Here is a 12,983-nt window from a genome sequence, read left to right on the forward strand (position 1 = left end):
GATACCAACGGCCGGTTTAAAGGTGCGAAACAACGATGGGCAATCGCTATGCATGCCTGGCGGCAGTGATGGGTCTCTCGCTACTGGCGGGCTGCTCCTGGTTGCCTCAGGCCCAGGAAAAGGCTCATGCCACGCTGGCGACCACGGCCCAGGTGGATGAGCGCTTCACACGGCTTCAAGCGGTGGTGGAAGGCCAATGCGGTGGCCGCCAGGAACAGTTCACGCAGCAGCAACGGCGTCTCGACGAGGTGGATGCCGACCTCGGTGAGGTCGGCAGCCTGCTGCGGCAACTGCGCGGCGATGTTGCCCGCCTCGACGGCAAGGACGAACCGCGGCGGACGGAAAGCCAGTGCAGCAACGCCGAACGGACCAGCCTCAACAACAAGGAGGTCCTGGGACGCAGCGAATGGATCGGTCTGCCCGACGTGGGTACCTATCTCAAGGCGCGGATCGACTCGGGTGCCACAACCTCGTCGCTTTCGGCCACCGAGATCACTCGCTTCGAACGCGACGGCGAGGACTGGGTGCGTTTCAAGCTGGGACTCAACGATGACGACAGCGTGGTCGACCGCGTCCGCGGCGAGTGGATCGAGGCCTCGGTGGATCGCCGGGTGCGCATCATCCAGGCCACCGGTGAGGAGTCTCGCCCGGTGATCAGCCTGCTGATGACCCTCGGCCCCCTGCGCGAGACGGTGCAGTTCACCCTCAATGACCGCACACACCTCGACCATCCGGTCCTGCTCGGTCGTCGTTTCCTGCTGGACATCGCCATCATCGACGTGGCCGAGCAGTACCTCCACGAACGACCCGAATTTCCGGGTGGGCGTCCGGCAGCGGACGCCGGCGCCGATGAAGCCACCGATGCCGATGTACAACCCGAGGGCTGACGCCCGCGTCCGGGCCTGACCCGGACCGTCCGTCCATCCCCCAAGGAAGACCCATGTCACGACTGCCCTTCTACCTGATCGTCACTCTCCTGCTGGTGGCCGGCGCCGCCATGAGCATCCATCGCCACGTACAGTTCGAGGTGCCCTGGACGCCGGGCGAATTGCGCCAGGTCTGGGAGATCGAGGCTCAGGTGAACTTCACCGCCGACGGTGGACCGGCCAAGGTCAACATGGCGCTGCCCTCGAGCCAGCAGGGGTATCGCATCCTCACCGAGCATACCGCCTCGCCCGGCTACGGCCTGGCCTTCCTCGAGGAGGAAGGCGGGCGTCGCGCCGAGTGGTCGACCCGCGACGCCAGCGGCGATCAGCAGCTCTACTACAGCGTCCAGGCCCTGGTGGCCCCCGGAGCGCGCAGTGCCGAGATCGAGCCCCCTCCCCTGCGTCGCGACATCCTCTGGGAGTCGCCCTACGACACCGCGGCCAGCCAGGTGATCGACCGCGCCTGGGCGCGCAGCGCCGATCACTTCACCTTCGCCCGTGAGCTGATCAACGACTTCACCGACGAGCGCCAGGGCGAGAATGCGCGGCTGCTGCTGACCCAGTTCGACCGCACGCCGCTGCTGGTGCGCCTGCTCAACCAGGCCGGCGTGCCGGCGCGCGAGGTCAGCGGCCTGATGCTGGATCATGGTCGCCGCCGCCAGAGCCTGACGACCTGGATCCAGGTCTTCGAGGACCAGCAGTGGGTGCTCTTCGATCCGCGCACCGGCGAGCGAGGACGGCCGGACAACATGCTGCTCTGGGAGTCCGCCGGCCAGGCGGTGCTCGAGGTCCAGGGCGGCAGCAACTCGCGCATCAACTTCTCGATGCTCTCGCGCAACCAGCCGGCCGCCGCCGCCGTGCGCAACCAGCTGGCCGACGACACCCTGCTCAACTTCTCGATCCACAGCCTGCCCCTCGAGGATCAGGCGCTGTTCCAGACCATCCTGCTGATTCCCATCGGCGCCCTGGTGGTGGTGCTGCTGCGCGTGCTGGTGGGCATCAAGACCTCGGGCACCTTCATGCCCGTGCTGATTGCCCTGGCCTTCATCCAGACAACGCTGATCACCGGCCTGGTCGGTTTCCTGATGGTGGTCGCCGTGGGGCTGGTGATCCGCAACTACCTCTCCTATCTGAACCTGTTGCTGGTGGCGCGAGTGACGGCGGTGATCATCACGGTCATCGCCATCATCTCGGTGTTCTCGGTGCTCTCCTACCGATTCGGGCTCAACGCCGGCCTGACCATCACCTTCTTCCCGATGATCATCCTCTCCTGGACCATCGAGCGGATGTCGATCCTGTGGGAGGAGGAAGGGCCCAAGCAGGTGCTGATCCAGGGGGGCGGCAGCCTGATGACGGCGGTGCTCGCCTACCTGGCCATGAACAACCCCTGGATCCGCCACATCACCTTCAACTTCCTCGGCGTGCAGCTGATGCTGATGGGCCTGATCCTGCTGCTCGGCAACTACACGGGCTACCGTCTGCTCGAGCTGCGCCGCTTCAAGCCGGTCACGGAGGACTGAGGTATGTGGACGACCCCCGCACGCCTGCGTGCCAAGGACATCATCGGCATGAACCGGCGCAACATCCGCTATATCGGACGCTACAACAGTCGCCGGCTCTATCCGCTGGTGGATGACAAGCTCAAGACCAAGCTGCTGGCCCAGAAATTCGGCATCACTACCCCGGCCCTGATCGGCACCGTGACCACCCAGTTCGGCGTCAAGCACATCCGCAAGATGCTTGCCGGTCACCATGGCTTCGTGATCAAGCCGGCCAAGGGCAGCGGCGGCAAGGGCATCCTGGTCATCGAGCGGGTCGAGGGCGACCGCTACGTCAAGCCGAGCGGCGCCCGACTGAGCCTCGGCGACGTGGAACGCCACGTCTCCAACATCCTCTCGGGGCTCTATTCGCTGGGTGGATCGCCCGATGTGGCGCTGGTCGAGGCACTGATCAACTTCGACGACTCCTTCGCCGAATACACCTACGAGGGCGTGCCCGATATCCGGGTCATCGTCTTCAAGGGCTACCCGGTGATGGCGATGATGCGCCTCTCCACGGCCGCCTCGGACGGCAAGGCCAACCTGCACCAAGGCGCCGTGGGCGTGGGCATCGATATCGCCAGCGGCACGGCGATCCGCGGCGTGCAGTTCGACCGCACGCGACACGACCATCCCGACACCGGCCACGAGCTCGCCAGCCTGCACATTCCCGACTGGGCCACCCTGCTGCTGCTCGCCGCCGGCTGCTACGAGATGACGGGCCTGGGGTATCTCGGCACCGACATGGTGCTCGATCGTGCTCACGGCCCCATGCTGCTCGAGCTCAACGCCCGCCCGGGCCTGGCGATCCAGATGGCCAACGGCGAGGGGCTGCGCTCGCGGCTCGATCTGATCGAACGCCAGCCCGACGGCGTTCCCGCCGAGGAGCGCGTCGTCTTCTCGCAGCATCACTTCGCCCGGTCGAGCGAGCTGCGCGAGACGGCCTGAGGCGGCGGCTGGCTCCTCACCGGGCGGCCGCGTAGAATATGCGCTTCCTTCAGCCACCGCTTCGGGTGCCATGACCGACCCCCGCGACATGATCCGCCAGGCCGAGCAGCAGTGCCAGCAGCGCGGCGCGCGCTTCACGCCGATTCGCCGCCGCGTACTGGAGCTGGTCGCCACCACCCGCGGCGGCCTGAAGGCCTACGAGCTGCTCGACCGCCTGGCGGCCGAACACGCCGCGGCGCGTCCGCCCACCGTCTATCGGGCCCTCGAGTTCCTCATCGACCAGGGGCTGGTACACCGCATCGAGTCGCTCAATGCCTACGTGGCCTGCCCCTGCCCGGAGCACGCCCACGGCTTTCAGCTATTGATCTGCCGCCACTGCGGCCGCGTCGAGGAGCTGCACCTGGACGAGATCAACGATCACCTGACGCGACGCGCCAGGGAGCTGGGCTTCGAGGTCCAGCGCCAGACCATCGAGCTGCTCGGCCAGTGCGACGCCTGCCGGCAGAGCCTCTCCCCCGCCGTTTCCGCGGAGTCCCCATGAGCACATCCTTCAAGGCCCTCGAACGGGCCCCTCGCGACAGTCGCCGGCCGCTGGCCGAGATCCTCGCCGCCGTGGGCTTCAATGCCGACGGCCTGATCCCCGCCATCGCCCAGCAACACGACAGCGGCGAGGTGCTGATGATGGCATGGATGAATCGCGAAGCCCTGGAGGAGACCCTGCGGTCCGGCCGCGTCTGCTACTGGTCGCGCTCCCGCGGCAAGCTGTGGCGCAAGGGCGAGAGCTCCGGCCAGCAGCAGCGGCTCAGGTCCGCCGCGCTGGACTGCGATGGCGATACCCTGCTGCTGCAGGTGGAGCAGACCGGGCCGGCCTGTCACAGCGGGCGGCGCAGCTGCTTCTACGTGGCGCTGGAGGGCGACGAGGCGCGCATCGACAGCGATCCGTTGATCGACCCCGATACGCTCTATGGCAAGGGTTGAGCTGAGAAGGGCCGAGCTGGGAAGGGCTGAGCCGTGAGGCGCCTCTCGGGCTTGCTGTCACGCGCCCTGGGCGGGCTGATGATCGCCCTGGTGAGGCTCTATCAGGTCACGCTGAGCCCGCTGCTGGGGCCGCGCTGCCGCTACTGGCCGAGCTGCTCGGCCTACACGGCGGAGGCGCTGCGGGTGCACGGCCCGCTGCGCGGCGGCTGGCTGGGCATGAAGCGCATCGCGCGCTGCCACCCCGGTGCCGACGGCGGCATCGACCCGGTGCCCGGCGGCCCGAGCGAAGCGCTCTGCCGCGAGGACCCCGAGCTCGACGAGCACTTCCGCTGCCGTCACCCCCACCAGCCGCACGACCCCCGCTGACGCGCTAGCAGAGCCCCGCCCCCTGCCCTACACGCGGTCTTTCCAGTTGCCCGGATAGAGGGCGTAGCCGAACAGCGCCTGGCCGGCGTAGACCAGCTCGGTGCCCTCTGGGATCCACAGCATCTGGCCGGGGGTGACGCGATGAGTCTCGCCGGCGGCGGTGACCTGGAGTTCGCCCTCGATCACGAAGATCACCTCGTCGTAGAGGACCGTCCAGGCCACCTCGGCCCCCTCCCAGCGGGCGAACCCGGCGCCCATGGTGGCGCTCAGCGCGGTGTCCACGGTGCGGCCGATCTCGGCATGGCCGGGCGGTCCGCCGCGATGGCGGAACGGGGTGTCGCGATGGTCGAACTTGATGGCGCGGATGGGGGTATCGTTCACACTAGCTTCCTAGACAGAAAATAAAATGCGTTAGGATGCGCTGATTTATGTCGCGAGCGATGAGAGGCTGGTCGCCGCCGGAGCGCAGCTGCCGGAATGTAGCCCGCTACATGAGGATGGCGATGGTCCGACGCCTCGGCACCGCCGGCGGCCAGGATATCGAGCGCAGCAATAAATCAGCGTTTCCTCCCTAGAGTTCGCTGCGGCTGGACCAGGCCGCCTGCTTCATGCGCGCCTTCACGCCGAGGCTCAGGAAGGGCTCAGGCGGGTTGAGCGCCGGCATGCCGGAGACCGCCAGCATGTCGGCTAGCTGACGGGAGTCCTGGCCGGTCGCCATCTCCGCCAGCAGCTTGCCGGAGATGGTACCCCGGGCCGCGCCGACGCTCTGATGCACGCCGGACATCCAGGCGTTGTCGCCGACCTTGCCGAAGAAGGCCGTATAGTTGCGAGAGAGGCCGCAGGCCCCACCCCAGGTCGCCGCGAAGGGTACATGGGCCAGTTCCGGATAGCGGGCCTCGAAGGAGTCCCGATGCCCCTGCCGGATGCGCGTCCGCTCGGCCAGGTCATCGTGATAGCGCGGCACGAAACGGTACTGGTTGCGCACGATCAACCGCCGGTCCGGGGTCAGGCGCACCGTGGTGCCGGCATGGTCGGCGGGGGTCAGGCCGAAGTGATGAGGCGCCGTGGAGAACCGCGCCATCTCCTCCTCGGTCAGCGCCCGGGTCATGCTGGCGAAGGTCATCACCGGCAGCATCCGATGCTTGAGGAACCCGAACTCCTGGGCATAGATATTGGATCCCAGCAGCAGGTTGGTGGCCCGCACCTCGCCCTCCGGCGTGGTGGCGCACCACTGCCCGTCGGAGCGGGTCAGGTTCACGACCGGGGTATGCTCGTAGAGCTCGACATTCGCCGGCAGGGTCTCGCCGAGGCCGCGCACCAGGGCGGCGGGCTGCATCAGGGCGGTATTGGCCGTGTAGATGGCCGCCGCGTAGTGGCGGGTCCCGAGGATCGACGCCAGGGCGTCGCGCTCCAGGCGCCGGTAGGGATAGTCGAACGCCTTGAGCAGGGTCTCGTAGTGGTCGAGGTACTTGAGCCCCCGCGCGCCCACGGCGCCCTGATACTTGCCGGCCAGCGACCAGCCGCAGTCGATGCCGTGGCGCCGGACCAGGGTCTCGAGGTCCTCGATCGCCGCGCGATTGAGCGACAGCAGCCTCTGCTTGTGCGCCAGGTCGTCGCCCTCGAGGTCGCGCTTGTGGGGAAGATCGATGACGAAGCCGGTATTGCGCCCCGAGGCGCCCTGACCGACCCGCAGGGCCTCGACCAGCACCACGCGATCAAAGGGGCGCAGCTCGGCGACACGCCGGGCCGCGGCCAGGCCGGTGAAGCCGGCGCCGATCACCAGCCAGTCGGCCGTCTCCCGGGCATTGAGGCGACGCGCCGGCGCAGGGGCGTCGAGCAGCTGGTACCAGCCGTTGCACTTGTCGTCACGGGGAATCGTTGCTTGTGACATCCTGGACCTCCGCCGCGCCGGGGCGCGACGTGATCGCCGGGCGGGCCCGGCGGTTCGAAAGAAGGCGGCGCCCGATGGGCATCGCATGTGATATGGCGGCGGCGTGCCTTGAACCCCGTTTGGCGCCCATCATCCCGGGGCGCAGGGTGAGTCCTCAGGCGGCCTGGGCCTGGCCGCAGGCCTTCACCCAGTCGCTGCGCCGGGCCATGGCCGCCTCGCCCACCAGGGCGAAGCCCAGCAGCCGGCCGCTGGAGTCGAAGGCGCCGGCCTCGATGCCGTCGGCGGTGGCGGTGACGCGCCAGTGCACCTCGGTCGCGGCCGGGGGCACCACCACGCAGACCGGCGCGGCTGGCGTCTTGACCATCACCGGCATCACCGGGTAGCTGACCGCCGTCGGCGTGCCCGTGAGGGTCGCCGCCAAGGCGCGCAGCCCGGCATTGATCGGCGCCAGGTAGGGCAGCAGCTGGCCATCGATCTCCACGGCGTCGCCCAGGGCGTAGACATCGGGCAGCGAGGTCGCGAGTGCCTCGTCGACCCGGATGCCACGACCGCAATCGATGCCGGCCGCGCGGGCCAGCTCGACGTTGGGCGCGAGCCCCACGGCGCTGATCACCAGGTCCGCCGCGAGCTCGCTGTCGTCGGTCAGGGTCAGCCGGTAGCCCTCCTCCTCGGCGGCGACACGGGCCACCGAGCGGCCCAGGTGCCAACCCACGCCAAGCCGGGAGAGCGCCTCGCGCAGCACCTCACTGCCCGCCTCGGGCAGCAGGCGCGGCAGCGGCCGCTCGGCCAGGCCCACCACCTCGACGCCGTGGCCGGCCTGGACCAGGTCGTTGGCGAACTCGCAGCCGATCAGGCCGTCACCAATGATCACCACCCGCGCGTGACGGTCCAGGGCGTCGAGGCGACGACGCATCTCGCCATAGTCGCCGCGGTCGTTGACCGAGAGCAGCGCTTCCGCTTCGCCCGCCACGGGGATTCGGATCGGGCTCGCGCCGGTGGCCAGCACCAGCTGGCCGTAGTCGAGCTCGCCGAGGCGAGTCGTGAGGCGCTTGGCCTCGGCGTCGATGCGCTCCACCGGGCAGAAGGCGTGCACGCGGATGTTCAGGCGTTTCTCGACGGACAGCGCCGACTCGTCGAGCAGGGCCTCGGCGGCCTGGCCCAGCGCGAAGGCGTTGGACAGCGCCGGCTTCGAGTAGAGGCCGCCATCGTCGGCGGTGACCACGTGGATCTCCCGCAGGGGATCCCGGGCGCGCACCGCCTCGGCCAGCCCGTAGCCGGCATGGCCGCTGCCGATGATCACCAGCGGGCCGGCCGGGGTCCCGGACCGCGGCTCGGCGGCGGTCGCCGCCGGGGCGGCCACGGCATCGGCCAGGGGCCTCGGAGCCACCGGCGCCGCCGCAGCCGGCGCGTCATCGGTGATCTCGAGCATCTCGAAATCGGCCTTGCCCACCCCGCAATCAGGGCACAGCCAATCCTCCGGCACGTCCTCCCAGCGGGTCCCGGGCGCGATGCCGTCGCTCGGCCAGCCCTCGGCCTCGTCGTAGATCAAGCCGCAGATGATGCAGAGCCACTTCTTCATCGGGACCTCCTCACGCGCCCTTGATGCGCACGGCGATATTGCGGGTCTGGACGTAGCTGTAGAGCGCCTCCTGGCCCTTCTCGCGACCAAAACCGGAGAGACCGACCCCACCGAAGGGCGTCTCCACGCCGCCGGCGAACCACTCGTTGATGAACACCTGGCCGCCGCGCAGGCGTCGCGCGGTGCGCAGGGCCCGATCGAGCTGCCCGTCGAAGACGCCGGCCACCAGGCCGAACGCGGTGCCGTTGGCGAGCTCGACGGCCTCGTCCTCGCTATCGAAGGGATGGATGACCAGCACCGGGCCGAAGACCTCCTCCTGGAAGATCTCGCTGTCCACGGCCACACCGGTGAACAGCGTCGGCTGCATGAAGTAGCCGTTGGTGCCCGAGACCCGCTCGCCCCCGGTCACGCAGGTGGCGCCGGCCTCGATGGCGCGACGGCACATGGCCTCGACCTGCTCGAGCTGGTCCCGCGAGACCAGCGGGGTCAGGTCCGGGTTATCCACGCCGGGCCCGATGGAGAGTCCCTCGGCCAGTGCCCGGAGCCGCTCGACCACCTCATCGAAGCGCGAGCGATGCACCAGCAGGCGTGACATGGCGGAGCAGACCTGGCCGGCATTGAAGAAGATGCCCGCCTTGACGCTGTCGACGACCTGCTCGATGTCGGCAGCGGCGTGCACGATGGCCGCAGACTTGCCACCCAGCTCCATGACGCTGGGGGTGGCGCGCTCGGCGGCGTCGCGCAGGATGCGCTGGCCGGTAGGCACCGAGCCGGTGAAGACGATCTGGTTGGCATCGCGATGCTTGACCAGATGGGCACCGACCACCGAGCCCTTGCCGCACAGCAGGTTGACGGCGCCTGGCGGGAGGCCAGCGCGCTCGCAGGCGGTCATCAGGTAGGTCATCGCCAGCGGCGAGATCTCCGGCGACTTGATCACCACGGCGTTGCCGGCGGCCAGCGCCGGGGCCAGGGAGCGCGCGCAGATCGACGGCGGAAAATTCCAGGGCACGATCTGCACCGATACGCCCATGGGCTCATAGCTGGTGAAGTCGACGTAATCGTCGCCCAGCGGGATCGAGGTGCCCTCGATCTTGTCGGCCATGCCGGCGTAGTACTCGAAGTAGCGGGCGGCCTCCTCGAACTCGCCGCGGGCCACCGCCACGGACTTGCCGTTCTCGCGGCACAGCACCAGGGCCGCCTCGTCGGTCAGCGCCTTGAGCTCCTCGGCGATGGCCAGCAGCCAGGTGACCCGCTGGGCCGGACGCACCGAGCTCAGCGCGCCCGACGTCACGCAGCGTCGCGCCGCGGCCATGGCGGCATCGGCATCCTCGAGGCCGGCCTCGGCGATCTCGGCATAGGGCTTGTCGGTGGCCGGATCGGCGACCATCAGCCAGGTATCGGCGCCCGTCCAGGCGCCGTCGATATAGTTATAGTAGCGGTCGAGCGTACTCATCAGGGGGACTCCAATAACGAGGGATCAGGCGATCAGGCGGCCTCGGCGTCGCCGCGCACGCGGCGTGCCACCCACTGGTGGAAGAAGTGGGTCGGGTGATCCAGCACAGGCGAGAAGACGCCGCCCTGGAAGCCCGGCGACTGCCGGCCACGCTGCATGCCCTCGACGGCCGCGATGTCTTCGCCGAAGACCACCCGCCAGGATTCCAGGGTGGAGGTCCGGCAGGCCGCGTAGGCGTCCTGGGTCGCCTCGTCACCGACGTAGTAGACGCGCAGGTGCTCCACCGTCTTATCGGCGGACACCGGCTCAAGCATCATGGCGAAGGCATGGTCGGCCTGGATGCCGAGCAGCACGTTGGGGAAGAAGGAGACGTACTCGGCGTGCTCCATCTTGTCCTTCGGCCAGGACGGGAACTTGGGCAGGCGGGTGCCGGCCACGTCGGAGAGGCGATAGGCCAAGCTGCCCTGCCCGGAAAAATGCTCGCCGAACTGGATGTTGTAGTGGTCCTCGAGGCGCGAGTAGGTGTTCAGGCTCGGATGCACCCAGGGCAGGTGGTAGCTCTCGCAGTAGTTCTCCACCGCCAGCTTCCAGTTGCAGTTGACGGTGATCTCGAGGTTGCCGCCCATGTTGACGCGACGCAGCAGGTCGAAGCCGTCGGCGCCGATGAAATCGCGCCAGCGGTTCTCCAGGGGCGCCACGTGCTCGGCGAACTCGGTCGCCTGGCCATCGAGATTGACGAAGACCATGTCCATCCAGACGGCACTGCGAATGGGCTTGAGGCCATGCTTCTCGCACTTGAAGCCGTCGACCTTGTGCTGGCCGACGCCGCCGATGTGCGGCGTGCCGCGCAGGTTGCCGTTCAGGTCATAGGTCCAGGAGTGGTAGGGGCAGCGGATCACGCCCTGCACCTCGCCCTCCTCGGCGACCAGCTGCATGCCGCGGTGGCTGCAGACGTTATGGAAGACCTGGGTCTCGCCCTCCTTGTTGCGCATCATCAGAAGCGGCAGGCCCATGAAGTCGACCGGCTTGACGTAGCCGTTCTTGATCAGGTCGCTGGCGAAGCCGATACACGCCCAGGTGCCGGCCATCACGCGGTCGCGCTCGTCGGCGAAGAAGGCATCGCTGACGTAGGCCGCGTTGGGCATGCCGGTGGCCTCCTCGATCGGCGCGAGGACGTCATCGAGCTGGCGGGCGGGAATAAGGGATTGGGTCAGGGTCATCTTGGGCTCCTCACGGGCAACGGGCGAGTCATTATCTGGTTGTGGCCCTACCGGGGGTTCCGGCTGGTGGAGGCAAGTCTGGGAGCGGCGCGGCACGGCCACAATCGATGATTCGGCATCAACCCATGATCCATCATCATCGATTAGACCAAAGACCAATCCCAGGTAAGCGCTCTAACCTCCTGTCCAAGATGCGATACATGGGCGATGCCGGCGCAACGCCGAGTGATGAAAGCTCATTGATCGATGAGAAAACATGCGTTGTCCGCACCCCGCAAAGTCCCCACCCTTTCCGGCGGGTCATCGTGACCCTCCCTCCAAGACGTCCCCTGACTCAATAACAAACGAGAGTGACGCCATGCGCTCAGAAAGTGGCCTCTTCAAGGGCCTTAACCCTACGGTGACCATCGCCTCCAAGGTGCTGGTCATCGGCTTCGTGATCTTCTGCGCCGTGCTCGCCGAACGGGCCGGCACCATCTTCCAGGACATCTCGACGACCGTCCTCAACAACGCCAAGTGGTTCTATCTCGCGGTGGTCAGCGGCGTACTGGCCTTCCTGCTCTACCTGATGGTCAGCCGCTTCGGGCATATCCGGCTGGGCAAGGATGACGAGCGCCCCGAATTCAGCTTCATCTCCTGGGTGAGCATGCTGTTCTCGGGGGGCATGGGCATCGGCCTAGTCTTCTGGTCGGTGGCCGAACCGATGTGGCACTACGCCGACAACCCCTTCAGCGATGGCATGAGTGATGCCTCGGCGGGCATGGCCATGCGCCTGACCTTCTTCCACTGGGGCCTGCACCCCTGGGCGACCTTCATCATCGTGGCCCTGGCGCTGGCCTACTTCGCCTACCGCAAGGGCCTGCCGCTGACCCTGCGCTCGATCCTCTACCCCTTCATCGGCGATCGCATCTACGGCCCTATCGGCCACACCGTCGACATCCTCACCGTGGCGATCACCGCCTTCGGGGTCTCCCAGTCGCTGGGCCTGGGGGTGATCCAGATGAACAGCGGGCTGCATAACGTCTTCGGGGTGCCCAACAGCATCGGCATCCAGCTGGCCATGATCGCGGTGATCACACTGTTCGCCATCGCCTCGGTGATGTCCGGCGTGGGCCGCGGCATTCGCCGGCTGTCGGAGTGGAACATGCTGCTGTCGGTGGCGATCGTCGCCATCGTGCTGGCCATAGGGCCGACCCGCTACATCCTCAACACCCTGCTGCAGAGTACCGGCGACTATGCCGACAACCTGGTCGGCCTGAGCCTGTGGAGTGACGCCAACGCCGATAGCGGCTGGCAGAACTGGTGGACCGCCTTCTACTGGCCCTGGTGGATGACCTGGGCGCCCTTCGTCGGCATGTTCATCGCCCGCATCTCCCGCGGCCGGACCATCCGCGAGCTGATCGGCGGCGCCCTGCTGGTCCCGACCCTGGTGACCTTCGTGTGGATGTCGGTGTTCGGCGGCAGCGCCCTGTTTCAGGAGCAGCAGGCGCGCCAGGCCCATGAACAGGCGGTGGCCAGCGGAGCGCTGGTCGAAGATGCCGACTTCGCCGGCGGCGCGGTGCTCCAGGCGACCAAGGAAGACACCACCCTGGCGCTGTTCACGCTGTTCGACACCCTGGACCCGGGACTGCTGGGCAGCGTGCTGTCGATCATGGCGGTGCTGCTGCTGGCGACCTACTTCATCACCTCGGCGGACTCCGGCACCCTGGTACTGTGCACCCTGGACAGCATGGGCAGCCCCGAGCCGCCGCAGCCGATCCGGGTGATCTGGGGCCTGGTGATCGGCTGCATCGCCGGCGCGCTGCTCTACGCCGGCGGGCTCAAGACGATCCAGACCGCCTCGATCATCGCCGGCCTGCCCATCGCGATATTCATCCTGATGATGACCCTGAGCCTGCACCGCACCCTGCGACGGGAGCCCATCGCCGCGGCCATGCTGCCGGCCCAGGTGCGGCCCGCGGCAAAGGACCTGGATCACCACAGCGGCAGGGCCAAGGCCTCCCCGACGGCCGCGACGCGCCGCGAGGCGGCGGTAGCGCAGGCCTGAGAGGCGCCCTACGCAACGCAAGAGGCCCGGCAAGCGC

General features: G+C 68.0%; 12 protein-coding genes and 1 pseudogene. 7 read left to right on the plus strand and 6 right to left on the minus strand.

Going from position 1 to position 12,983, the window contains the following annotated elements; translation table 11 throughout:
* Positions 1-35 precede the first annotated feature (35 nt).
* The 6 genes from ABE957_RS05425 (at position 36) to yidD (ending at position 4,756) form a co-directional block, all read left to right on the plus strand.
* Positions 36-887, plus strand: coding sequence for an ATP-dependent zinc protease family protein (locus ABE957_RS05425; RefSeq protein ID WP_349757665.1), 852 nt, complete (start codon positions 36-38; stop codon positions 885-887).
* A gap of 53 nt (positions 888-940) precedes the next feature.
* Positions 941-2,446, plus strand: coding sequence for a UUP1 family membrane protein (locus ABE957_RS05430; RefSeq protein ID WP_349757666.1), 1,506 nt, complete (start codon positions 941-943; stop codon positions 2,444-2,446).
* Between the two features lie 3 nt (positions 2,447-2,449).
* Positions 2,450-3,412 (plus strand): alpha-L-glutamate ligase-like protein, encoded by a 963-nt coding sequence (locus ABE957_RS05435; RefSeq protein WP_349757667.1) that lies wholly within the window; start codon positions 2,450-2,452, stop codon positions 3,410-3,412.
* Positions 3,413-3,482: 70 nt separating this feature from the next.
* Entirely contained in the window at positions 3,483-3,953 is a 471-nt protein-coding gene (locus ABE957_RS05440; protein WP_349757668.1) for a Fur family transcriptional regulator, read from the plus strand.
* Positions 3,950-4,390: a phosphoribosyl-AMP cyclohydrolase gene (gene hisI, locus ABE957_RS05445; RefSeq protein WP_349757669.1), complete on the plus strand. Its 441-nt coding sequence runs from the start codon at positions 3,950-3,952 to the stop codon at positions 4,388-4,390. The genes ABE957_RS05440 and hisI overlap by 4 nt, the downstream gene beginning before the upstream one ends.
* A gap of 78 nt (positions 4,391-4,468) precedes the next feature.
* Positions 4,469-4,756 (plus strand): membrane protein insertion efficiency factor YidD, encoded by a 288-nt coding sequence (yidD, locus tag ABE957_RS05450; protein ID WP_349757863.1) that lies wholly within the window; start codon positions 4,469-4,471, stop codon positions 4,754-4,756.
* 27 nt (positions 4,757-4,783) lie between these two features.
* Here yidD and ABE957_RS05455 read toward each other — a convergent pair whose 3' ends face one another.
* From ABE957_RS05455 to ABE957_RS05480, 6 genes and pseudogenes are all read right to left on the minus strand, one after another.
* A complete protein-coding gene (locus tag ABE957_RS05455; RefSeq protein WP_349757670.1) occupies positions 4,784-5,137 on the minus strand; it encodes a cupin domain-containing protein in 354 nt (117 codons plus the stop codon).
* A 190-nt stretch (positions 5,138-5,327) separates the two neighbouring features.
* Positions 5,328-6,647: an NAD(P)/FAD-dependent oxidoreductase gene (locus ABE957_RS05460; RefSeq protein WP_349757671.1), complete on the minus strand. Its 1,320-nt coding sequence runs from the start codon at positions 6,645-6,647 to the stop codon at positions 5,328-5,330.
* 154 nt (positions 6,648-6,801) lie between these two features.
* On the minus strand, positions 6,802-8,076 hold the full coding sequence (locus ABE957_RS05465) for an NAD(P)/FAD-dependent oxidoreductase (protein ID WP_349757864.1): 1,275 nt from the start codon (positions 8,074-8,076) through the stop codon (positions 6,802-6,804).
* Positions 8,065-8,226 (minus strand): annotated as a pseudogene (locus tag ABE957_RS05470) (rubredoxin); the annotation flags it as partial. The gene ABE957_RS05465 and the pseudogene ABE957_RS05470, both read right to left, overlap by 12 nt.
* 10 nt (positions 8,227-8,236) lie before the next feature.
* Positions 8,237-9,679 carry an aldehyde dehydrogenase family protein gene (locus ABE957_RS05475; RefSeq protein WP_349757672.1) on the minus strand — a complete coding sequence of 481 codons (1,443 nt, stop codon included), beginning with the start codon at positions 9,677-9,679 and terminating at the stop codon, positions 8,237-8,239.
* Between the two features lie 32 nt (positions 9,680-9,711).
* Positions 9,712-10,899: an aromatic ring-hydroxylating oxygenase subunit alpha gene (locus ABE957_RS05480; RefSeq protein ID WP_349757673.1), complete on the minus strand. Its 1,188-nt coding sequence runs from the start codon at positions 10,897-10,899 to the stop codon at positions 9,712-9,714.
* Between the two features lie 358 nt (positions 10,900-11,257).
* Here ABE957_RS05480 and ABE957_RS05485 point away from each other — a divergent pair, with 358 nt between their 5' ends.
* Entirely contained in the window at positions 11,258-12,946 is a 1,689-nt protein-coding gene (locus tag ABE957_RS05485; RefSeq protein WP_349757674.1) for a BCCT family transporter, read from the plus strand.
* Positions 12,947-12,983: the final 37 nt, after the last annotated feature.

This window comes from Halomonas pelophila (assembly GCF_040196315.1).
GTDB classification, from domain to species: Bacteria; Pseudomonadota; Gammaproteobacteria; order Pseudomonadales; family Halomonadaceae; genus Halomonas; species Halomonas pelophila.